Here is a 21,095-nt window from a genome sequence, read left to right as displayed (position 1 = left end):
GCAACGGAACCGATCTTGGCCAGCACTCCGCCGTCCATCGAAAATAGCGACATCTCTCCCGTCTCGATCATCGACGAGATGAAGTCGAGCTATCTCGACTATGCCATGTCGGTTATCGTCAGCCGCGCGCTCCCCGATGTGCGCGACGGGCTGAAGCCGGTCCACCGCCGCATCCTCTATGCGTCGCAGGAGGGCGGCTTCGTCCCCGGCCGGCCCTATCGCAAGTCCGCCAAGATCGTCGGCGACGTGATGGGCAATTATCACCCGCATGGCGATGCCGCCATCTATATGGCGCTGGCCCGCCTGGCCCAGGACTGGTCGATGCGCGTGCCGCTGATCGACGGCCAGGGCAATTTCGGCTCGATGGACCCCGATCTTCCGGCGTCGATGCGTTACACCGAGGCGCGGCTCGCCAAGGTGGCGATGACGCTGCTGTCGGATATCGACAAGGACACGGTCGATTTCCAGCCCAACTATGACGGTTCGCTGCAGGAGCCGGTGGTCCTTCCCGCCCGCTTCCCGAACCTGCTCGTCAACGGCGCGGGCGGCATCGCGGTCGGCATGGCGACCAATATCCCGCCGCATAATCTGGGCGAGGTGATCGCGGCCTGCAAAGCCTATATCGCCAATGGCGGCATCACCGTCGACGAGCTGCATGAGATCATCCCCGGCCCCGATTTCCCGACGGGCGCGCTGGTGCTCGGCAAGGGCGGCGCGCGCAATGCCTATCAGACGGGCAAGGGCTCGATCATCATGCGCTCGCGCCATGAGATTGAGGAAGGCCGGGGCGACCGCCGCTCGATCGTGCTCACCGAAATCCCCTATCAGGTCGGCAAGTCCGCGCTCGTCGAAAGCATCGCCGAGGCGGCCAAGGACAAGCGGATCGAGGGCGTTTCCGACATTCGCGACGAATCGAACCGCCTCGGCGTCCGCATCGTCATCGACCTCAAGCGCGATGCCACGCCCGAAGTGGTGCTGAACCAGCTCTGGCGCCACACCCCGGCGCAGTCCAGCTTCCCCGCGAACATGCTTGCGATCCGCGGCGGCCGCCCCGAAGTGCTGTCGCTGCGCGACATCATCGAGGCCTTCGTCAAGTTCCGCGAGGAGGTCATCACCCGCCGCTCCAAGTTCGAGCTGCTGAAAGCGCGCGAGCGGGCGCACATCCTGCTCGGCCTCGTCATCGCCGTCACCAATCTGGACGAGGTGGTGAAGATCATCCGCGGCTCCTCCAGCCCGGCCGAGGCGCGCGCCAATCTCCTCGCGCGCGAATGGCCGGTGGCGGAGATCGCGCCCTATATCGCGCTGGTCGAAGCGGTCGAGCATGAGGTGGAGGGCGAAGCCTATCGCCTGTCCGACGCGCAGGTCCGCGCGATCCTCGACCTGCGCCTCCATCGCCTGACCGCACTCGGCCGCGACGAGATTGGCGACGAGTTGCAGAAGCTCGCCACCTCGATCGGCGAGCTTCTGCACATCCTCGGCAACCGCACGCGCCTCTATGAGGTGATGGTCGAGGAACTGGATGCGATCGCCGCCGAATTCGCGACGCCCCGTCGCACGACCATCGCGCCCGCCGGCGACGATATTGACGACGAGGATCTGATCGAGCGCGAGGAAATGGTCGTCACCGTCACGCTCGGCGGCTATATCAAGCGCACCCCGCTCGATGCCTTCCGCGCGCAGAAGCGCGGCGGCAAGGGCCGTTCCGGCATGGGCACCAAGGAAGAGGATGCGATCACCGCGCTGTTCGTGACCTCGACGCACACGCCGGTCCTGTTCTTCTCCACCCATGGCAAGGTCTATCGCCTGAAGGTCTGGCGCCTGCCCGAAGGCGCGCCGCAGGCACGCGGCCGGCCGATGATCAACCTCCTGCCGCTGGCCCCAGGCGAGACCATCTCGACCGTGCTGCCGCTGCCCGAGGATGAGAAGGAGTGGTCGAAGCTTCACATCATGTTCGCCACCGCAAAGGGCTCGGTGCGCCGCAACTCGATGGATGCCTTCACCAACGTGCCCAGCAACGGCAAGTTCGCGATGCGCTTCGACGAGGGCAGCGAGGATCGCCTGATCGGCGTGTCGCTGTTGACGGAGGAGGATGATGTGCTGCTCGCGACCCGCGGCGGCAAGGCGATCCGCTTCGCCGCCACCGACGTGCGCGAATTCCAGAGCCGCACCGCCGCCGGCGTGCGCGGCATCAGCCTGGGCGAGGGCGACGAGGTGATCTCGCTCTCCATCCTGCGCGGCTTCCAGACGACCACCGAGGAGCGCGACGAATATCTCCGCGCCGCGCCCTGGAAGGAAAATGGCGCCACGCCGACGCTTCCGCCCGAGCGCATGGCCGAATTCGTCGCTGCCGAGGAATTCGTCATGACGGTCTGCGCCAATGGCTATGGCAAGCGCAGCTCGGCCTATGAATATCGTCGCACCGGCCGCGGCGGCCAGGGCATCACCAATATCGACAATCTCAAGCGCAACGGCCCCGTCGTCGGCAGCTTCCCGGCGCATGACGGCGAACAGCTCATCCTTGTCACCGATCAGGCCAAGCTGATCCGCATGACGGTGGGCGATACGCGCGTCATCGGCCGCAACAGCGCGGGCGTGCGCCTGTTCAACGTGGCGGATGACGAGCATGTCGTCGGCGCCGCGCGCATCGAGGAGAGCGAGGAGGAGGCCGAGGCCGACCTCCGCTCGGAGGACGAGATCCTGTCCCCCGAGACCTCTCCCCTCCCCGACGCGGATACAGGCGAGGACCTCGCCGACGGCGGCGAGGCGAACGGGGCGGACGAATGAACGAAGCCGTCGCCTATAAGATATTGACCGTCGACCAGATGGCGCGGCTCGATGCGGACGGCCTGTTCGCCGGCGCACCGATCGACATTGCCGACGGCTATATCCACATGTCGACGCGCGACCAGGTCGCCGAGACGGCCGCGAAACATTTCGCGGGTGAAACTAGTCTCGTCCTCGCCGAGGTCGATCTGTCGAAGCTCGGTGACACGGTCCGCTGGGAGCCGTCGCGCGGCGGCGCGCTCTTCCCGCACATCTACGGTGCCCTGCCGCTCGCCGCCGTCACCCGCAAATGGGACCTGCCCCTCGACCGCCACGACCGTCATATCTTCCCCAACGATCTGTAACGCCCCTGTCCTCGCCCCTGCCTGCGGAACCCCATCAACATGGTATTTTGATGGGGTTCCGCAGGCAGGGGCCCATGTCTCTCGCCACGAATGCCGCTTGCGGATCCGGCGGAGATGAACAACGCCCCCTCCGCACATGAAGATTGCATGCATCCGCCGTGGCGAGCGCGCTCCCAGCTACGCTCGCCACAGGCAGGATCAGGCTCGATCAACGTGTCCGATCACGATCCGTGCCGACGCGATCGCGTTCGGCTTTGGTCCGCTCGTCCTCCTTTTCGATATCGACCTCGGTATGCCGGACGGTTTCGTCGATCGTCTTGACATGCTCCTCCGCCGTCTTGCGGATGACGACCTCCTCGCGAACCGTCGCCTCCTTGGAGACGACCGCCTCTTCGGCGCTCTCGCTGACCTCGACCACCCGTTCACGCATCAGGTCGGCCTCGTTCAGATCGGCAGTGCTGACGCGCTCTCCGACCGGACGCCGCTCGACGCTGACATGCTCCTCGCGCAACGTCACATCCTCGTGAACCGGCGTCTCGACGATATAGGAGCGGACGCGCACGCCGCCGCGCGACACCTCGCGCTTTCCGACGCGAAGCTGCTCCTCGACGATCGGGATATGCTCCTCGGAAACAGCCTCGCCCGTCGTCCTCCTGCCGGCACTGGCGGAGGTATCTACAGCCTCGCCGCTTGAGGGAATGCCCGTCCAGCCGGAGCTGCGCCATTCCTCCTGACGTTGATCGAAATCGACGCTGCGCGACTCTTCCAGGATGCGGATGGCCTCATCGGATTCGAGCTCCTCGACCCGCGCCGTGACGAGCACGCAACCGCGGCGGATACCCTCCTCATAGGCTTGGCGATCCTCATCGGGCAGGAAGAAATCCTTGACCGAGGCCCATAGGCCCCGCTCTCCATTGGCGCGTTCGCCATAGCCCGGGCTGGTCTGATCTATCACATGGATCCGGTCGGCATCGATGCGCGACTGGCGCAGCCGGTCGGCGGCTGCCTCCGCATCCTGACGGTTATCGAAAAGGGCAGTGATTGTACGCGACATGGGGCTACTCCTTGCGTGCGGGATTGAACCGTCTCCGCGGCTCTGTTCGCGTTCGACGATGGCGCGTTGCGATCTGAGCGTTACCGGCTGCTCGAACGGCTCGAGCGCATGTCTGCGGCGGATGTGCAGCTCTTCCTTGAGGACGAGCCGCTTCTCGACGACGAGAAGCTCGCCGACGATCGGAATGATCAATATGTCACCCTCTTCGCGCGGTTCGGGCACAGTATCGATCACGCGATCGATCGGCACGCGCTCAATCTCCACGTCGCTCCGCATCAACTCTTCGCGGACGACGGTTTCTTCCTCGTCGGTTATCGTCCGCACCCGGATCCGGCCCGTCTCGACAATTTTCTTGCGCGCAAAGGCCCGCTCCTCGACAAGCGGGATGACCTCCACGGGATCTGTGTCGGTCATGCTCAAATTCCGTTACAAACATGCCGGCTTGCGGCGGGTGGGTCATCAGCGTCAACTTATTGGAATCACTGACGTTCCGCTGCCCTGCGTAACGATCGGCGGGCATTATACAGGGCGCCCCGAAACAACGACGAACCGACCGGCAAGGCAATGGCGGGACCAGCCGAGGGATGCAGGAAGCCGCCCCTTCATCGCCAACGGGCCCTGTCCTACATTGTCATCATCGCGTAAGAGGTCGCCGCCGGGCGTCCGGACCGGACGAGCGCGAGGTCGAGACCGCCTTTCCCTGGCATGGCTTTTGTGACTTTCTGAATGGTGCGAGCGGACGAACATATGATCCATATCATCGGCGGCGGGCTCGCCGGCTCCGAGGCTGCGTGGCAACTCGCCGAGGCAGGCATAAGCGTGAAGCTTTCCGAGATGCGTGGTGTCGAGGGTACGCCCGCGCATCAGACCGATCATCTTGCCGAGCTGGTCTGCTCCAACAGCTTCCGCTCGGACGATGCCGAACGCAATGCCGTCGGCCTGCTCCATGCGGAGATGCGCGCGCTCGGCTCGCTGATCCTGCGCGCGGCGGACGCACATAAGGTCCCCGCGGGCTCGGCGCTCGCAGTCGATCGCGACGGCTTCTCGGCCGCCGTCACCGCCGCGATCGAAGCGCATCCCAATATCGAGCTGGTGCGCGAGCGCGTCGATACGCTGCCCGAAGGGCCCGCCATCATCGCCACCGGCCCGCTCACTGCGGCGCCGCTAGCCAGCGCGATCGGCGCGGAGACGGGCGAAGATGCGCTTGCCTTCTTCGATGCCATCGCGCCCATCGTCCATCGCGACAGCATCGACATGTCGATCTGCTGGTTCCAGTCGCGCTGGAACAAGGGCGAGGGCAAGGATTATATCAACTGCCCGATGACGAAGGACGAATATCTCGCCTTCCATGCAGCCCTCCTCGCCGGCGAGAAGGGCGAGTTCAAGGAATGGGAGAAGGACACGCCCTATTTCGAGGGGTGCATGCCGATCGAGGTGATGGCCGAACGCGGCGTCGATACGCTGCGCTATGGGCCGATGAAGCCGGTCGGGCTCGATGATCCGCGCACCGGGCGTTGGCCTTATGCGGTCGTCCAGCTTCGGCAGGATAATGCGCTCGGCACGCTCTGGAATATGGTCGGTTTCCAGACCAAGCTCAAATATGCCGAGCAGGTCCGCGTCTTCCGCACCATTCCCGGCCTGCAAAATGCCGAATTCGCGCGGCTGGGCGGGATGCATCGCAACACCTTCCTCAATTCACCGCGCCTGCTCGATGGCTCGCTCAGGCTCAGGAGCGCGCCCAATATCCGCTTCGCCGGCCAGATTACGGGCTGCGAAGGCTATGTCGAATCCGCCGCGATCGGCCTGCTCGCCGGCCGTTTCGCCGCCGCCGAGCTGAAGGGCGAAGCGCTCAGCCCGCCGCCCTCCACCACCGCGCTCGGCGCGCTGCTCGGCCATATCACCGGCGGCGCGGAAGCCGAGACCTATCAGCCGATGAACGTCAATTTCGGCCTCTTCCCGCCGATCGAAGGCCGCACGAAAAAGTCCGACCGCAAGGAACTGATGACCGCCCGCGCCCGCGAGGCGCTGGCCGAATGGGCCGCCTGACGCCCCCGCCCGGTTCCGATCAATCCTCCTCCACCTTGGCCGGAGGGCAATCGAGCCGGGCGCTCGTCTTGCGGATCACCCGCGTCGTAGCGAATTCGGTCGGGGTCAATGCGCCTGAGCCATCCTTGTCCGCGCCTGCGAATTTGGTGCTGGTCTTGATCGCCCATTCCTCGAAGCTCAACCGCCCGTCGCCATTGGCATCCAGCTTCGTGAATGCCTTGTGCCGGCTCGCCAGATATTCCTCGCGCGCGACGGCGCCGTTCCTATCCTTGTCATAGCGGGCAAAGCGCTTTTCTTCGCGCGTCTTCACGCTGGCCTGCGGCGGATCGGAAACGGGCGCCAGCGCCACCGGTCCGGTAGCGGCAGCCTGTGGCATGGCGGGTATCGGATTCTCCGCATCCGCCCCGCTCTTCCACCAAAGGACACCCCCCGCCACCAGCAGCAATGCCGATGCGACCCCGGTCAGAAAACGCAGCATAGCCCCTCCCCGCTCGTTTCTCGTCCGGCTTAGCGCCCCGTGAAACGATGGGCCAGCATTCGCGCTACCCGCCCCGGCGCGCCCTGCCGGCGGACGGCGGCCTCCGAAGCAGCATCACGCCGCGCAAGCGCCGCGAGCATCCCCAGCGGCCGCAACGGCGCCGGCCATCGCCTTCCGGCAACGCCGCGCAGCCGTTCTGCCGCCAGCCGGCGGGCCATAGTCCGACCGGCAGGATCCAAAAGCCGGTAGCTGAGATCGGCGAGCGCCCAGCCTTCGCCCGCGATCGCCGCCATCTCATCCTCACTTCCCACGAGCAGCCGCGCGGCGAGAGAGAAAAGCGGCCGGCCGCGCGCACGACCATGAGCCGCGATCGCCTCGGGATCCGGCGGATCAGTTTCGAGCAGCATGGCCCAGCCTGCCTCGAGTTCCGCAAGCTCGGCACCGGAAATGCCTTTTGGCAGGATATGCGCCGCCACGTCGCGCAACAGCGGCTCGGCAGGCGCCCCTTTCATATCGAGCGCCTCCAGCGCCTCGCGCCACCAGGCGAGGCGGATATGGCCGATCATCGTCTCGCGAGTCGATCCGACCACGCCGCCCAGCCGCTCGTCGAGCCGCCATAGCGTGGTCAGCGCCGGCCTTTTCTCCGCCGGCACATAGGCAAGCATGAGGGCGCGCTCGGGATCGGCAACGCCCTCATGAGAATCGGATGTCAGCGGTAAGTGACCTTCCTGACCGCCGCGACGACATCATCCGCCTTAAGCAGCGCCGCCTTTTCGAGATTGGCGGCATAAGGCATCGGCACGTCGATATTGGTGACGCGAAGCACCGGGGCGTCGAGATCATCGAAACCCTCCTCCATCGCGATCGCCGCGATTTCGGACGCGATCGAGCAGGTCGGCCAGCCTTCCTCGACGACGACCAGACGGTTCGTCTTGGCGAGGCTCTTGAGCACCGTCGCCTTGTCGAGCGGGCGCAGCGTGCGCAGATCGATCACCTCGGCATCGATGCCTTCCTCGGCGAGCCGGTTCGCGGCATCGAGCGAAACGCCCACGCCGATCGAATAGCTGACGATCGTCACATCCTTGCCGGGGCGGGCGATACGCGCCTTGCCGATCGGAAGAACATAATCCTCCTTGGTCGGCACGTCGAAGCTCTGCCCGTAGAGCAGCTCATTTTCGAGGAACACGACCGGATCGGGCGAGCGGATCGCGGCCTTGAGCAGGCCCTTGGCATCCGCCGCCGAATAAGGCGCGATCACGATCAGGCCAGGCACGGCGGCATACCAGGGGCCGTAATTCTGGCTGTGCTGCGCGCCGACGCGCGCCGCGGCGCCATTGGGCCCGCGGAACACGATCGGGCAGCGCATCTGGCCGCCGGACATATAATTGGTCTTGGCCGCCGAATTGATGATGTGGTCAATCGCCTGCATGGCGAAGTTGAACGTCATGAATTCGATGATCGGCCGGAGACCGCCCATCGCGGCGCCCGTGCCGATGCCGGCGAAGCCATATTCGGTGATCGGCGTGTCGATCACGCGCTTGTCGCCAAATTCGTCGAGCAGGCCCTGGGTGACCTTATAGGCGCCCTGATATTGCGCCACTTCCTCGCCCATCACGAAGACGCGCTCGTCCGCGCGCATCTCCTCGGCCATGGCGTCGCGCAGCGCTTCGCGCACGGTCTGCCGGATGGTCTCGCCTTCCTCGGCGTCCTCGACCACTTCTTCGACCTTCTCCACCACGGCCGCCACCGGCGCGACCGGCACCTCCTTGGGTGCAGTGACGGGCTCGGCCGGGATCGGCTTCGCCGCGGCAGGCTCCGCGGCTTCGCCGTCGCCCGCGATCAGCGCGATGACGGTGCCGACCTTCACATTGTCGGTGCCCTCCGGGATGACGATCTGGGAAACCGTACCTTCGTCGACGGCCTCGAATTCCATCGTCGCCTTGTCGGTTTCGATCTCGGCGAGCACGTCGCCGGACTTCACCTCATCGCCTTCCTTGACGAGCCATTTCGAAAGCGTGCCTTCCTCCATCGTCGGAGACAAGGCGGGCATCTTGAGTTCTACGGGCATGGATCTGCTCGACTTTCCTGGCAATGGCCGTCAGGCGATCAATAGGTGCCGACGAGAACGTCGGTGTAAAGCTCGGACAAGGCCGGCTCGGGCGACTGTTCGGCAAAGTCCGCGGACTCGGCGACGTCCTTGCGGATCGCCTTATCGAGCGCCTTCAGCTCGTCCTCGGTCACGCCGAGCGCCTCCAGCTCCTTCTTGAGCTGGTCGATCGGATCGGACTTGTCGCGCACCGACTGGACCTCGTCGCGCGAGCGATATTTCGCCGGATCGGACATGGAATGGCCGCGATAGCGATAGGTCTTGAGCTCGAGCAGCACCGGCCCCTTGCCGGCGCGGACCCATTCGAGCGCCGCCTCGGCCGCGCCGCGCACCGCGAGCACGTCCATCCCGTCCACCTGGAAACCGGGGATGCGGAAGCTCTCGCCACGACGATAGAGCTGATCCTCGGAGGAGGCACGGTTGACGCTGGTGCCCATGGCATATTGGTTGTTCTCGATCACGAAGATGATCGGGAGCTTCCACAGCTCGGCCATGTTGAAGGATTCGTAGACCTGGCCCTGGTTCGCAGCACCATCTCCGAAATAGGCGAGGCAAACGCCGCCATCCCCGGAATATTTATGCTTGAAGGCGAGGCCCGCGCCGAGCGACACCTGCGCGCCGACGATGCCATGGCCGCCATAAAAGCCATGCTCCACCGAGAACATGTGCATCGAGCCGCCCTTGCCGCGCGAGATGCCTGCCTCTCGGCCGGTGAGCTCGGCCATGATCACCCGGGGATCGATGCCGTAGGCGAGCATATGGCCATGATCGCGATAACCGGTGATGACCGAGTCCCTGCCGATCTGGAGCGCCGACTGCAGGCCGACGGCAACCGCCTCCTGGCCGATATAGAGGTGGCAGAAGCCGCCGATGAGGCCTAGCCCGTAAAGCTGCCCGGCCTTCTCCTCGAAGCGGCGGATCAGCAGCATCTGGCGATAGAATTCGAGCAGCTCTTCCTTGCTGCCCTGATAGCGCCCGGGTTCGGCGGGGCGTTCCCGATTGGGAAGGACGGCGAGCGCCGCATTATTAGGTGCTGTATTTTGCTTGGTACGGGGCTGTGCTGATCTGGCCAAGGTGACAGGCCTCCTTGTCGATTATGCTATGTGCGTTGATATAGCCACCGCGGATGCGATCCGGCAACGGCCACGTTAATACCTTGGTCAGTTTCGGGGGATGATCACCTCATCCGGCCGCACCTGACCCGTCTCACGCCGCACCAGTTCGTCCGCGAAATCGGGATCGACTCGGCGCGGATCGAGCAATGCGGCATGATGCGCCAACCGGTCGCGCTCGGCCTGAATCGTCCTGAGCTCGACGGTGCGCCTGGCGATTGCCTTCTGATAGTCGCCGAGCGACAATAATCCGTTGGGCCCCAGCAGCGCGAATCCCGCAAAATGGGCGATCACGAGCAGCGCCAGCGCAGGCGGCAGCGCGGAGCGGATCAGGGAGGCTGTGGAGCGACGATTCACGAGAACCAAGGAATCACCAAAAAACCACGAGTGCAAGGGAATTTCTGGCGACGACGCGATGTCGTGCGCGCCCCGGCCGAAACCGGGGCGCATGTCCGGTCAGAGCCCGACGTTGAATGCCGATCGACCCGCATAGCGCGCGATCGGCCCCAGTTCCTCCTCGATGCGGATGAGCTGGTTATATTTTGCGAGCCGGTCGGAGCGCGCGAGGCTGCCCGTCTTGATCTGCCCGCAATTGGTAGCGACGGCGAGGTCGGCGATGGTCGCATCCTCGGTCTCACCCGAACGGTGCGACATCACCGCCGTATAGCCCGCACGCTGCGCGGTGGCGACCGCCTCCAGCGTCTCGGAAAGCGTGCCGATCTGGTTGACCTTCACCAGCAGCGAATTGGCGAGGCCATCGGCAATGCCCTGGCGCAGCCGGGCCGGATTGGTGACGAACAGATCGTCGCCGACGAGCTGGACCTTGCCGCCGATCCGCTCGGTCAGCGTCTTCCAGCCGGCGAAATCATCCTCCGCCATGCCATCCTCGATCGAGACGATCGGATAGCGCGCGGCGAGATCGGCCAGATAGGCGGCCATTTCGTCGGGCGAGAGCGTGCGCCCCTCGCCTTCCAGATGATAGGCGCCGTCCTTGAAGAATTCGGTCGAGGCGCAGTCGAGCGCGAGCAGCACTTCCTCGCCCGGCTTGTATCCAGCGGCCTGGACCGACTCCATGATGAAGTCGAGCGCGGCCGGCGCGCTGGCGAGATTCGGCGCGAAGCCGCCCTCGTCGCCCACCGCGGTCGCCAGCCCCTTGTCGTGCAGCTTCTTCTTGAGCGTGTGGAAGATTTCGGAGCCCATGCGGACGGCGTCGAACAGGCTGTCCGCGCCCACCGGCATGATCATGAATTCCTGGAAGTCGATCGGATTGTCGGCATGGGCCCCGCCATTGATGATGTTCATCATCGGCACGGGCAGGACATGCGCGGACACGCCGCCGACATAGCGATAGAGCGGCAGGCTGCGCGCATCGGCCGCGGCGCGGGCGACCGCGAGGCTCACGCCCAGAATCGCATTGGCGCCGAGACGAGCCTTGTTGGGCGTGCCGTCCAGCTCGATCATGCGCGCGTCGATCTCGCCCTGATCCTCGGCCTCGAGGCCCAGCACCGCCTCGGAAATCTCGCCATTGACGGCATCGACCGCCTTGGAAACGCCCTTGCCGAGCCAGCGCGTCTTGTCGCCGTCGCGCAGCTCGACTGCTTCATAGGCGCCGGTCGATGCGCCGGACGGCACGGCGGCGCGGCCGAAGCTGCCATCCTCCAGGGTGACGTCCACCTCCACCGTCGGGTTGCCCCGGCTATCGATGATCTGGCGCGCGTGAACGTCAACGATCGCGGTCATAATTCCCCCCTTTTTGGGTTTCGCGGGTGACAGAATGTTTCGGGGCTCTATCCCTGCCGATAGCGTTACGCAATAATCCCGGCACGGCGATGGAACGCTTCCCCCGCAAGGGAGGTTGTTCCTTGTCCCCAAATCGTTTCTGCGGGAGATCGAACCCATGGCCCAATCTGATGAACCGCTGCCCGACGGCACCGACCATGTCGTAAACGGCGCCGGCGTGCGCAGTTCTGAGCCCGATCCGACGGGTGAGGCGGCCTCCGCCGGCGAGGGCGGCGCGCGCGAGAAGATCCGCGCAAAATTCGGGGAGAAGGCGGCCGATCTCAAGAGCCAGGCCGCCGACAAGGCGCGCGTCTATGCGCTTCAGGGCAAGGAAAAGGCGAGCAGCACGCTCGACGACGTGGTCAAGCTGGTGGACGATGCCGCCGCCGCGATCGACGAGAAGATCGGCCCGCAATATGGCGACTATGCCCGCCGCGCCTCCACTTCCATCGCCGGCTTCACCGAAACGCTGCGCGGCAAGGATGTCGACGAACTGTTCGACGATGCGCGCGAATTGGTGCGTAAAAGTCCGGCCGTAGCAATCGGCGCGGCCGCGGCGCTCGGCTTCGTCGTCGCCCGTATCATCAAGGCCGGCATGCCCGAGGCGGCTCCGTCCGAAAAACCCGACGGCAAGGCGCCGACGCTCGCCGCCAACGATCCCATCGTCCCGGTATCCTGACCTTGGACGTCATGGGGGAAAATGAGCAGCCCGAAGGGCTGCGCGACCTGTTCGCCGACGCGATCGACAGCGGCCGCACGCTCGTGCGTGCGGAAATCGCTTATTATCGGGCGAGCGCGCTGGCCAAGGTCGATCATGCCCGGCTGCCGCTGATCCTGCTCGTCGCGGCGGTGCTGATCATCCAGGCATCGCTCACCGCCCTGTTCGTGGGCCTGGGATTCGCCCTCGCCTTCCGCTTCGGCCCGTTCGGTGGGGGAATTGTCGCGGCGCTGCTCGGGCTGGCGCTCGCCGGGATATTGGCCCTGATCGCGAAGCGCCGCTTCGCCGCGGGATCGGCCATAGGGGACAAGAAGCGATGAACGACAATGACAGCAAGGCGCTTCGCGCCCGCGCGGAGGCCGACAGTGCGCGCACGCGGCTCGCCGGAACGCTGCATGAGATTCAGCAGCGGCTGAAACCCGGCACGCTCGCCGCAAATGCCTGGGACAGCCTGCGTGACAGCGGCACGACGCTCGCCGGCGAGACGGTGGGCCTCGTTCGCAAGCGCCCGCTCGCCACCGCGGGCCTCGTTGCCGGAGTCGCAGCCTTCTTCGCGCGAAAGCCACTGCTACGGCTCCTCTCGAATCGGCGGGCGATAGCGACGGGCGATGACAGCCTACCCGCCGAAACGCTGCCGGGAAGAAGCCACGGCATGCAGCATATAGGAGATAGATCATGACCAACCGGGTGACCGAGACGGCCGAACGCGCCACTTCCGCCGCAAGCGAGAAGCTGGGCACCGCTTATTCAGCCACGAAAGAGAAGACCGGCGCAACGCTCGATTCGGCACGGGCCCGCCTGTCGTCGGCGGCAGAGAGGACCGCATCGGGCATAGACAGCAACCCGGTGGCGGCGGTGATCGGCGGGTTGGCGGTCGGCGCGATCACCGGCGCGCTGCTGCCCCGCACGACGAAGGAGAAGGCGTTGCTGGGTCCGGTCGGCACACGGGTGAACGAGACTGCACGGGCCGCCGCCGCCGCCGCGCGCAGCGAGGGTGAGAAGAAGCTGGACGAGCTTGGTATCAATCGCGCGACGGCGCAGGAGCAGGCCAGAAAGCTCTTCTCAACCCTGTCCGAAGCCGCCGGCACGGCCGGGAGCGCCGCGCTCCACGCCGCTCGCGAGTCCAGGACAGCGCGCTGAAGCCGTCCTGCTTGTTCAAATCTTGTTAAGCGCATCCGGCGCAACCCGCCGCGCTGGGCCATCGTCTCGTCGCGCCGTCGCAGGCACGATATAGGGCCGGGCCATGACTGCCATGGAGAGATTGTCTTGACGTTCAGCCCCCGTCCCCTGCTCACTGCCGCAGCGCTCGTTCTGGCCGGCGTCGCGGCCCCGATGCTGGCGAGCCCCGCCGCGGCCGCGATCAATAATCAGGATCCCAGCAAATTCATCGAAACGCTGTCGAACGACGGATTCGCGGTGCTGCGCAACGGCAGCCGGGCTTCGGCCAAGGCGCAGTTCCGTACGATGCTTGCCCAGCATTTCGCGGTGGACGCGATCGGCGACCGGCTGATCCGCCGCTGGCTGCCCACCATCTCGCCGCAGCAGAAGGCGGCCTATAAGGCGGCTTTCCCCAATTATATCGTCGGCACCTATGCCGATCGCCTGTTCGAATATGCCGATGCCGATCTGCGTGTCGTGCGCGCCATGCCTCTCGGCGGCGGCGTGGAGGTGACGACGCAGGTGCTGAAGCCGGGCCAGCAGCCGGTGGTCGCGATCTGGTCGGTGGCCAAGGCCGGCAGCGGTTATAAAGTGACCAATCTCAAGGTCGCCGGCATCAATCTCGCCATCGCCCAGGCGGCGGATTTCGATGCGATCGTGCAGCGCAAGGGCTTCGACGCGCTCGTCGCGCAGATGAAGGCGCGGGGCTGAGCGCCAGACCGCGCCGAACCTACGAAAAAATGTTCCGGCCGGGCTGGTGTCGCCACTCCGGCCGGCGCATTTAGGGCCGCATTGCCAATGACAGGACTAGCCGGATGAGCAAGCTGCATCTCGTCTTCGGAGGGCGCGTGAAGGATCCCCGCACCCTCAATTTCGTCGATCTCACCAATCTCGACGTGGTTGGCTTCTACGATAATTATGCCGAGGCCGAGAAAGCATGGCGGGGTGCGGCGCAACGCACCGTGGACGATGCCGAGATGAAATATGTCGTGGTCCATCTCCACCGTCTGCTCCAGCCCGATCTGGAGCCCGACCTGACGGCCGTTCAGGCCCGGCGGTAACGCCAGAGCAGCAATGGCCGGGCCATCAGCAGCCCGGCCAGGAAGCCGCCAATATGGGCGGCGACCGCAATCGCCGCGCCGCTCTGGGCAGTGGCAAAGCCGACCAGCAATTGCACCCCGATCCAGCCGGCGGCGAGCCAGGCGATATGGAGCAGGCGGGCAAGCCCAGCATGGGCCACCGCCGGCCGCCGGCCGTAAAGCAGCGAATAAGCGCCGACCACAGCCGATATTGCGCCGCTCGCGCCCACCATCGGCACCGCCGATCCCGGATCGACCAGAAATTGCGCCGCCGCCGCGGCATAGGCGCCCGTCCCATAAAGGGCGATCACCCCCCTTGCGCCGAGCACGCCCTCGGTTGCCCTGCCGGCGAACCCCAGCACCGCCATGTTGAACAGCAGATGGAGCGCGCCAGCATGAAGCAGCGTCGCCGTCAGCGGGGTGAGCCAGATCGGAACCGCCCCGATCACCTGAACGGCGCCCGAGACCCGGCCGGGAATGAACCCGCCGGCCAGCGCCGCCAGTTCCCTATAGCCCGTCGTCGAGATCAGCAGCCAGACGACCGTGCTGGCGGCTACGAGCGCGATCGAGGCGCGCGGAGACGGCGATCGCATCGCTACTGGCCGAAAACGGTCAGGGCGTCAGATGAATTCGATCTGGGACACCACATAATAGCGATCGCCCGACGGCACCGTGACCTCGATCTCGTCATCCACCTTGCGGCCGATGAGCGCGCGGCCGAGCGGGCTGTTATAGGAAATCCGCCCGGACTTGGCGTCCGCCTCGGTCTGGCCGACGATCTGATATTTCACCGGATTGTCGTCCTCGTCGAGCAGGTGGACAGTCGCGCCGAACACCACCTTGTCGCCCGACAGCGTCGAAGGATCGATCACCACCGCGCGCGACAGCTTGTCCTCGATGTCGGCGATCATCGCCTCGATCTGGCCCTGGCGCTCCTTGGCGGCATGATATTCGGCATTTTCGGAAAGGTCGCCATGGGCGCGCGCTTCCTCGATCGCATCGATCACCTCGGGCCGTTCGGCTTTCAGCCGCGCCAGCTCGTCGGTGAGCATCCTCTGCCCTTCCGCCAGCATCGGCAGCTTGTCGACGGTTGCCATCCCCAAAAAACCTTTCGTCAAAAAGACGGACCCCAAGCGACCTCTCTGCGGAGAGGCCGCCCGCACCAATCCAAAATGTCGGGATCAGCCGTGCGAGGGAGAATAATATGACTGCAAGGCCCGCACTTCAAGCGGTCGTGTGCCCAGCGCGGCGATCGCCTGCACCGCAGCGACGCTTGCCGCCGCGGTCGTGAAGTAAGGCACCTTGTGCGCCAGCGCGGACGCGCGGATCGATTCCGAATCCTTCAGCGACTGCCAGCCTTCGGTGGTGTTGAAGATCAGCGCTATGTCGCCATCCTTGATCCGGTCGACGATGTGCGGCCGGCCCTGCGCAACCTTGTTCACCGTCTCCACTTCCAGCCCGCGCTCGCGCATATATTCGGCGGTTCCGCTGGTGGCGATGACGGTGAAGCCCAGCCCGATGAGGTCGCGCACTGCCGGCAGGACGACGCCCTTGTCGCTATCCTTCACCGATATGAAGACGATGCCGGAGGAAGGCAGGACGGTGCCCGCGCCGAGCTGTGCCTTGGCGAATGCGGTGGCGAAATCCCGGTCGATCCCCATCACTTCGCCGGTCGACTTCATCTCCGGTGACAGGACCGGATCGACCCCCGGAAATCTTCCCCAGGGGAAAACCGCTTCCTTCACCGCGATATGATCGACGTCGAGATCGATCTTCGGCAGTTCGGCCAGCTTCTCGCCCGCCATCACACGTGCCGCGATCTTCGCGATCGGGCTGCCGATCGCCTTGGCGACGAAGGGCACGGTGCGGCTGGCGCGGGGATTGACCTCGATCAGATAGACCTGCCCGTCCTTCACCGCGAACTGGATATTCATCAGCCCGCGCACGTTCAGCGCGCGCGCCAGCGCCTCGGTCTGCTTCTCGATCTCGGCGACGGTCTCGCGCGGCAAGCTGTAGGGCGGCAGCGAACAGGCGCTGTCGCCCGAATGGACGCCCGCCTCCTCGATATGCTGCAGCACGCCGGCCACCACCACATCGGTTCCGTCGCAGATCGCATCGACGTCCACCTCGACCGCGTCGCGCAGATATTGATCGATCAGGACGGGGCTGTCGCCCGAGACCTGCACCGCCGTCGCAATATAGGTTTCGAGCTGGGCCGGCGTCTCGACAATCTCCATCGCCCTTCCGCCCAGAACGTAGGAAGGGCGCATAAGTACCGGATATCCCACGCGTTCTGCGACAACCAGCGCCTCTTCCCGGCTGCGCGCTATGCCGTTTGCCGGCTGCCTCAGGTCCAGGCGGGAAACGAGCGCCGCGAAGCGCTCGCGATCCTCGGCCAGATCGATCGCATCGGGGCTGGTGCCCAGGATCGGGATACCCGCCTTCTCCAACTCGGCCGCCAACTTGAGCGGCGTCTGCCCGCCAAACTGGACGATTACGCCGACGAGCGTGCCCTTGGATTGTTCGACATGCAGGATTTCCAGCACGTCCTCGGTGGTCAGTGGCTCGAAATAGAGCCGGTCGGACGTGTCATAATCGGTCGAGACGGTCTCGGGATTGCAGTTGACCATGATCGTCTCATAACCCGCATCGCCGAGCGCGAAGCAGGCATGGCAGCAGCAATAGTCGAACTCGATACCCTGCCCGATCCGGTTCGGCCCGCCACCCAGGATCACGATCTTCTTTCGATCGGATGGCTGCGCCTCATTTTCGGGCTCGCCGAAAGCCGGCGCCTCATAGGTCGAATACATATAGGGCGTCTTCGCCTCGAATTCGGCTGCGCAGGTGTCGATCCGCTTGAAGACGGGGCGTACGCCCAGCCGATGGCGCAGTGCGCGCACCTCGGCCTCGGTCACGCCGCCGGTCATGGCGACCAGCGTGTCATGGATGATGCCGCGGCCCCGCGCCTGCTCGCGATCCAGCCCCCGCAGATTGGCCGAACGCAGCGCCAGCCAGGCGAGACGCTTGTCCGAAAAGCCCATTGCCTTCAGCCGGCGCAGGCCGGCCGCGTCGCGGGGCAGCCCGTCGCGCGAGACCTGCTCCTCGGCCGCCACGATCTCGGCCAGCCGCTCCAGAAACCAGGGATCATATTTGGCGATCCGGTGAATCTCGTCGACGGTGAAGCCCTCGCGCAGCGCCTGGGCAGCGACGAGCAGCCGGTCGGGCGTCGGCTCGGCAAGCGCGGCCTCGATCTCCGCGCGCGGCGCGCCAGCCAGCGCATCGACGCGGTTGAGCCCGGCAAGGCCCGTCTCCAGCCCGCGCAGCGCCTTTTGCAGGCTTTCATGGAAATTCCGACCGATCGCCATCACTTCGCCGACGCTCTTCATCGCCGTCGAGAGGTGATTGGCGGCGCCCTTGAACTTCTCGAAGGCGAAACGCGGGATCTTCGTCACGACATAATCGATCGTCGGCTCGAAGCTGGCGGGCGTCGCGCCGGTAATGTCATTGTCGATCTCGTCGAGCGTATAACCCACCGCCAGCTTGGCCGCGACCTTGGCGATCGGGAAGCCGGTGGCCTTGGACGCAAGCGCGGACGAACGCGACACGCGCGGGTTCATCTCGATCACGACCAGCCGGCCATCCTTCGGATTGACTGCGAACTGTACGTTCGAACCGCCTGTTTCCACGCCGATTTCACGCAGCACCGCGATCGACGCGTTGCGCATGATCTGATATTCCTTGTCGGTCAGCGTCAGCGCGGGAGCGACGGTGATGCTGTCGCCGGTATGCACGCCCATCGGATCGATATTCTCGATCGAGCAGATGATGATGGCATTGTCGTTCCTGTCACGGACGACCTCCATCTCATATTCTTTCCAGCCGAGCACCGACTCCTCGATCAGCACCTCGGTCGTGGGCGAGGCATCGAGCCCGCCGGTCACGATCTGGATGAATTCCTCGCGATTATAGGCGATGCCGCCGCCCGTACCGCCCATGGTGAAGCTCGGCCGGATGATCGCGGGCAGCCCGACATGGTCGAGCGCCTTCAGCGCCTCGTCCAGGCTGTGCGCCACGTCCGAGCGCGGGCTTTCCAGCCCGATCTTGTCCATCGCCTGCCGGAATTTCAGCCGGTCCTCGGCCTTGTCGATCGCCTCGGCGTCCGCGCCGATCATGACGCAGCCATATTTTTCCAGCGTCCCGTCCCGCGCGAGCGCCAGCGCCGTGTTCAGCGCGGTCTGCCCGCCCATCGTCGGCAGGACGGCATCGGGCCGCTCCTTCTCGATGATCTTGGCGACGATCTCGGGCGTGATCGGCTCGACATAGGTGGCGTCGGCCATGTCCGGATCGGTCATGATCGTCGCCGGGTTCGAGTTGACGAGGATGATGCGATAGCCTTCCTCGCGCAGCGCCTTGCACGCCTGCGTCCCCGAATAATCGAACTCGCACGCCTGACCGATGATGATCGGCCCCGCGCCGATGATGAGGATGGAGGAAATGTCGGTGCGTTTGGGCATGGTTTCAGGCCATCATCATTGGCCCCTCTCCCCGGCTGGGAAGAAGGTGCGAGGAACAAGGAAGCGCCATCAGGCCGCGGGCTTGAGCTGGGCCACGAACTGCTCGAACAGATAATGGCTGTCCTGCGGGCCGGGGCTGGCTTCGGGATGGTACTGGACGGAGAAAGCGGGCTTGTCGGTGAGGCGCAGGCCCGCAAGGCTGCCGTCGAACAGCGAGACGTGCGTCGGCTCGGCATTGGCGGGCAGGCTTTCGGCGTCCACCGCGAAGCCATGGTTCATGGACGTGATCTCGACCCGGCCATCCCCGGCGCGCTTCACGGGATGGTTCGCGCCGCGATGGCCCTGGTGCATCTTGTAGGTCCGGGCGCCGATCGCGAGGCCCAGCAACTGGTGGCCGAGGCAGATGCCGAAGAGCGGCGTGCCGACCTCGAGCAGCTTCTGGATCACGGGCACCGCATATTCGCCCGTCGCCGCCGGATCGCCGGGGCCGTTGGACAGGAACACGCCGTCGGGCCCATGCGCCATCACCTCCTCGAAGGTCGCGGTCGCGGGCACCACCGTCACGCGCGCGCCGGCGGCGACGAGATTGCGCAGGATGTTGCGCTTCAGGCCATAGTCGATCGCGACGACATGCGGGCCCTCCGGATTGGCCGAATGGGTGGCGTATCCCTGGCCCAGCGTCCAGAGGCCGTCATCCCACTTATAGCTCTGCGTCGCGGAGACCTCCTTGGCGAGGTCCATTCCCTCCAGGCCCGGCCATGCGCGCGCCTTCTCGATCAGCGCGGGAATGTCGAACTCGCCCTTGGGCGAATGGGCGATCACGCCGTTGGGCGCGCCCTGGATACGGATCGCGCGGGTGAGAGCGCGGGTGTCGACACCGGCCAGCCCGATCCGCCCATTGCTGCGCAGCCAGGCATCGAAATTCTGGGTGGAGCGGAAATTGGAGGGATCGGTCACATCCTCGCGCACGATGCAGCCCAGCGCATGCGGGTTGATCGCCTCGATATCCTCGGGGTTGGCGCCGACATTGCCGATATGCGGAAAGGTGAAGGTCACGATCTGCCCCGCATAGGAGGGATCGGTCATCACCTCCTGATAGCCGGTCATCGCGGTGTTGAAGCAGACCTCGCCGACGGCCTCGCCCTGGGCGCCGAAGCCCCGGCCCCAGATCAGCGAGCCATCCGCCAATACCAACACCCCGGTCGCTCCTTCGGGTGGACGCGCAGGGGTAATGTCGGCCACGGTCGGGCTCTCCTCTTGGTTCGTCGGAAGCTGGGTAAACGGCGGCGTCACTAGGTGGAGGGGCTGGCCGGGTCAATCTATTAAAAAAATATGGGCGGAGCTATTCTGTTCGCTTTCCCGGACCACCTGCCGAGGCTCCATGATTCGAGACGATATCAAGACGGCGCTCGTCGCCGCAATGAAGGCGCGCGACGCCGAGACGACTGCCGCCATCCGCCTGATCCAGGCCGCGATCAAGAATCGCGATATCGAGCTGCGCACCGCGACCGCCGCCGTCGACGACGATGTGCTGGTAACGGAAGTGCTGCAGAAGATGATCAAGCAGCGCCGCGAATCGATCGAAATGTATGAAAAGGGCGGCCGGCAGGAGCTGGCGGATGCGGAGCGGACGGAAGTCGCCGTGATCGAGCGCTTCCTGCCCGCGCAGATGAGCGAGGAGGAGGCCAAGGCCGCGATCGACGCGATCGCCACCGAGCTCGGCGCCGCCTCGGTCAAGGATATGGGCCGCGTCATGGCCGCGCTGAAGGAACGCCACGCCGGATCGATGGACATGGGCAAGGCGAGCGCGCTGGTGAAGGCCCGGCTGGCGGGCTGACCCGGCTTGCCTTTTCCGGCGGGCTGACCCGCCATGCGCTTTCATGTAGAGTATAATGTGCGTGCCTGATTCGCACCCAGCCAGA

The 21,095-nt window shown here is 65.3% G+C and carries 21 protein-coding genes; 10 read left to right on the top strand and 11 right to left on the bottom strand.

Annotated features, from left to right (window positions below; all coding sequences use genetic code 11):
- Nucleotides 1-15: 15 nt before the first annotated feature.
- Together gyrA and CLG96_RS13995 are read left to right on the top strand one after the other, a co-directional pair.
- A complete protein-coding gene (gyrA, locus tag CLG96_RS14000) occupies nt 16-2,784 on the top strand; it encodes a DNA gyrase subunit A (protein ID WP_107968560.1) in 2,769 nt (922 codons plus the stop codon).
- On the top strand, nt 2,781-3,128 hold the full coding sequence (locus CLG96_RS13995; RefSeq protein WP_107968559.1) for a DUF952 domain-containing protein: 348 nt from the start codon (nt 2,781-2,783) through the stop codon (nt 3,126-3,128). The genes gyrA and CLG96_RS13995 overlap by 4 nt, the downstream gene beginning before the upstream one ends.
- Before the next feature lie 208 nt (nt 3,129-3,336).
- Here the strand turns inward: CLG96_RS13995 and CLG96_RS13990 are convergent, their stop codons facing one another.
- Nucleotides 3,337-4,596, bottom strand: a complete 1,260-nt coding sequence (locus tag CLG96_RS13990) for a YsnF/AvaK domain-containing protein (RefSeq protein ID WP_207796694.1) — start codon at nt 4,594-4,596, stop codon at nt 3,337-3,339.
- Nucleotides 4,597-4,929: 333 nt separating this feature from the next.
- On the opposite strand from CLG96_RS13990, the gene trmFO reads away from it, so the two are divergent.
- The gene (trmFO, locus tag CLG96_RS13980; protein ID WP_243395782.1) at nt 4,930-6,228 is read left to right on the top strand and encodes a methylenetetrahydrofolate--tRNA-(uracil(54)-C(5))-methyltransferase (FADH(2)-oxidizing) TrmFO; all 1,299 of its coding nucleotides are present in this window, start codon (nt 4,930-4,932) and stop codon (nt 6,226-6,228) included.
- Nucleotides 6,229-6,247: 19 nt separating this feature from the next.
- On the opposite strand, the gene CLG96_RS13975 is transcribed toward trmFO, so the two are convergent.
- From CLG96_RS13975 to eno, 6 genes are all read right to left on the bottom strand, one after another.
- Nucleotides 6,248-6,706, bottom strand: coding sequence for an EF-hand domain-containing protein (locus tag CLG96_RS13975; protein WP_107968557.1), 459 nt, complete (start codon nt 6,704-6,706; stop codon nt 6,248-6,250).
- Nucleotides 6,707-6,735: 29 nt separating this feature from the next.
- Complete coding sequence (locus CLG96_RS13970; RefSeq protein WP_341476956.1) at nt 6,736-7,419, bottom strand: squalene/phytoene synthase family protein; 684 nt, start codon at nt 7,417-7,419, stop codon at nt 6,736-6,738.
- A complete protein-coding gene (locus CLG96_RS13965; RefSeq protein WP_107968555.1) occupies nt 7,416-8,774 on the bottom strand; it encodes a pyruvate dehydrogenase complex E1 component subunit beta in 1,359 nt (452 codons plus the stop codon). The genes CLG96_RS13970 and CLG96_RS13965 overlap by 4 nt, the downstream gene beginning before the upstream one ends.
- Before the next feature lie 38 nt (nt 8,775-8,812).
- Nucleotides 8,813-9,886 (bottom strand): pyruvate dehydrogenase (acetyl-transferring) E1 component subunit alpha, encoded by a 1,074-nt coding sequence (gene pdhA / locus CLG96_RS13960; RefSeq protein ID WP_107968554.1) that lies wholly within the window; start codon nt 9,884-9,886, stop codon nt 8,813-8,815.
- Nucleotides 9,887-9,973: 87 nt separating this feature from the next.
- Entirely contained in the window at nt 9,974-10,375 is a 402-nt protein-coding gene (locus CLG96_RS13955) for an FtsB family cell division protein (protein WP_107968553.1), read from the bottom strand.
- Between the two features lie 6 nt (nt 10,376-10,381).
- Complete coding sequence (gene eno / locus CLG96_RS13950; protein ID WP_107968552.1) at nt 10,382-11,665, bottom strand: phosphopyruvate hydratase; 1,284 nt, start codon at nt 11,663-11,665, stop codon at nt 10,382-10,384.
- A 157-nt stretch (nt 11,666-11,822) separates the two neighbouring features.
- Between eno and CLG96_RS13945 the strand changes: the two genes are divergently transcribed.
- From CLG96_RS13945 to CLG96_RS13920, 6 genes are all read left to right on the top strand, one after another.
- Entirely contained in the window at nt 11,823-12,383 is a 561-nt protein-coding gene (locus CLG96_RS13945) for a hypothetical protein (protein WP_107968551.1), read from the top strand.
- Nucleotides 12,384-12,394: 11 nt separating this feature from the next.
- On the top strand, nt 12,395-12,742 hold the full coding sequence (locus CLG96_RS13940; RefSeq protein WP_133175404.1) for a phage holin family protein: 348 nt from the start codon (nt 12,395-12,397) through the stop codon (nt 12,740-12,742).
- Nucleotides 12,739-13,101, top strand: coding sequence for a DUF3618 domain-containing protein (locus CLG96_RS13935; protein ID WP_107968549.1), 363 nt, complete (start codon nt 12,739-12,741; stop codon nt 13,099-13,101). The genes CLG96_RS13940 and CLG96_RS13935 overlap by 4 nt, the downstream gene beginning before the upstream one ends.
- Nucleotides 13,098-13,562, top strand: a complete 465-nt coding sequence (locus CLG96_RS13930; RefSeq protein WP_107968548.1) for a hypothetical protein — start codon at nt 13,098-13,100, stop codon at nt 13,560-13,562. Before CLG96_RS13935 ends, CLG96_RS13930 begins: the two co-directional genes overlap by 4 nt.
- Before the next feature lie 126 nt (nt 13,563-13,688).
- Nucleotides 13,689-14,291, top strand: a complete 603-nt coding sequence (locus CLG96_RS13925; protein WP_243395781.1) for an MlaC/ttg2D family ABC transporter substrate-binding protein — start codon at nt 13,689-13,691, stop codon at nt 14,289-14,291.
- 104 nt (nt 14,292-14,395) lie between these two features.
- Entirely contained in the window at nt 14,396-14,641 is a 246-nt protein-coding gene (locus CLG96_RS13920; protein ID WP_107968547.1) for a DUF4170 domain-containing protein, read from the top strand.
- Here the strand turns inward: CLG96_RS13920 and CLG96_RS13915 are convergent.
- The 4 genes from CLG96_RS13915 to carA all read right to left on the bottom strand — a co-directional run bounded on the left by CLG96_RS13915 (nt 14,626) and on the right by carA (nt 20,415).
- Entirely contained in the window at nt 14,626-15,252 is a 627-nt protein-coding gene (locus tag CLG96_RS13915; RefSeq protein ID WP_107968546.1) for a rhomboid family intramembrane serine protease, read from the bottom strand. The genes CLG96_RS13920 and CLG96_RS13915 overlap by 16 nt on opposite strands.
- Nucleotides 15,253-15,279: 27 nt before the next feature.
- Nucleotides 15,280-15,756 (bottom strand): transcription elongation factor GreA, encoded by a 477-nt coding sequence (greA, locus tag CLG96_RS13910; protein WP_107968545.1) that lies wholly within the window; start codon nt 15,754-15,756, stop codon nt 15,280-15,282.
- Between the two features lie 84 nt (nt 15,757-15,840).
- On the bottom strand, nt 15,841-19,173 hold the full coding sequence (gene carB / locus CLG96_RS13905) for a carbamoyl-phosphate synthase large subunit (RefSeq protein ID WP_107968544.1): 3,333 nt from the start codon (nt 19,171-19,173) through the stop codon (nt 15,841-15,843).
- A gap of 69 nt (nt 19,174-19,242) precedes the next feature.
- Nucleotides 19,243-20,415: a glutamine-hydrolyzing carbamoyl-phosphate synthase small subunit gene (gene carA, locus CLG96_RS13900; protein ID WP_107968811.1), complete on the bottom strand. Its 1,173-nt coding sequence runs from the start codon at nt 20,413-20,415 to the stop codon at nt 19,243-19,245.
- 139 nt (nt 20,416-20,554) lie between these two features.
- Between carA and CLG96_RS13895 the strand changes: the two genes are divergently transcribed.
- Nucleotides 20,555-21,010: a GatB/YqeY domain-containing protein gene (locus tag CLG96_RS13895; RefSeq protein ID WP_107968543.1), complete on the top strand. Its 456-nt coding sequence runs from the start codon at nt 20,555-20,557 to the stop codon at nt 21,008-21,010.
- Nucleotides 21,011-21,095 lie beyond the last annotated feature (85 nt).

This window comes from Sphingomonas oleivorans, from assembly GCF_003050615.1.
In the GTDB taxonomy this organism is placed as follows: Bacteria; Pseudomonadota; Alphaproteobacteria; order Sphingomonadales; family Sphingomonadaceae; genus Sphingomonas_H; species Sphingomonas_H oleivorans.
Note: the sequence above shows the minus strand (reverse complement) of the source record. Positions and strands in the feature narration are given on the sequence as shown.